Genomic DNA, 1,144 nt, shown 5'->3' on the forward strand with positions numbered 1-1,144 from the left:
CGATATGGGCGCGACAGCTCCACTCAACGCGCCAGTTGCGGTAGCTAACGTGAATGAATCGCAAGACGAAGAAGGCAATACAACCTATAGCTACGAGTTTGGTTACATTGGCCCAGGTACTTACAGCATTGGCTACACATGTACTGCATATATTGATACGCCAGACGCTCATGAAACGTCAGAAGACGGTTTCTTGATTTACCAGCACTACACGCCAGTTGATGTTGTCGAGACAGAGCTGACAACTCAGGACATTAATCCCATTCTTTAAGTCACCATATTAAAAAAGCCGCTCGTACTGAGCGGCTTTTTACTTAGTCAGAAAGGTAATATTGAACCGTCGATACCACTCGGACTTTTTTAATGTAAGGCGTATTGCTATCGCGGTCATAAATGGAGAACTGACCTTGCGTCGCTCGCTTGATCTTTCCTAATGAGCTTTGTGAGTCTTTCGCAAACTTTTGTGCCACCTCGCGGGCGTTTTTGGTCGCCTCTTCGATCATGTCTGGTTTGATGTCATTAAGTTTCGTGAAACTGTATTCGATTCGGTTTGCATAAGGATCTTGATTAAGAATCACGCCTTGTTTCCCAAGTTCACCAATCTCATTAATCGCCGCACGAACCACATTGATATTTTGGCTGTAAACCGTGACCGTTCGGGATGCTAAATAACGATACTCAATGTCTTGCTCACCACCATATTGCTGCGCTTTACGGTCTATCACTGAAGGCGAAGACAGCGAGATGTTTTTGTCAGTTAAGCCTTTTGCGGTTAAAAAATCGAGAATCAAACGCGTTTGTTGGTCTATGTCATCAAACATCGCGCCCATATCATTGCTGGCTACCGTAAATTGGATTGGCCAAATGACGGTATCTGCCGGGTATTCTCGCTCAGACAATCCCTTCACCGTTACCACTCGCTCATAGGCTTTGTATTTGACTGCTGTTTGCTGAATAAAAAAGCCCAATACTCCTAAACCAATTATCAGACACAGCCCGAGCCATATTGACACTTTATTGGAAATCTTCTCCATTCATCCTCCTAATTTCGCCAAAAGTAACAATTCGTAGTATCGATAACATAGCTCAACTATGGCCAGAAAATGGCGACCTAAAGCTAAATTTTTGTCATATCGTTCGAAAT

The 1,144-nt window shown here is 43.7% G+C and carries 1 protein-coding gene and 1 pseudogene; one reads left to right on the forward strand and one right to left on the reverse strand.

Annotation, left to right across the window (positions count from 1 at the left end; translation table 11 throughout):
* A pseudogene (locus R8N28_RS26165) lies at nt 1–271 on the forward strand (DUF4382 domain-containing protein); the annotation flags it as partial.
* 43 nt (nt 272–314) lie between these two features.
* Here R8N28_RS26165 and R8N28_RS26170 read toward each other — a convergent pair.
* Nucleotides 315–1,034: an SIMPL domain-containing protein gene (locus R8N28_RS26170; protein WP_318183777.1), complete on the reverse strand. Its 720-nt coding sequence runs from the start codon at nt 1,032–1,034 to the stop codon at nt 315–317.
* Nucleotides 1,035–1,144: the final 110 nt, after the last annotated feature.

The organism is Vibrio sp. Vb1554, assembly GCF_033344235.1.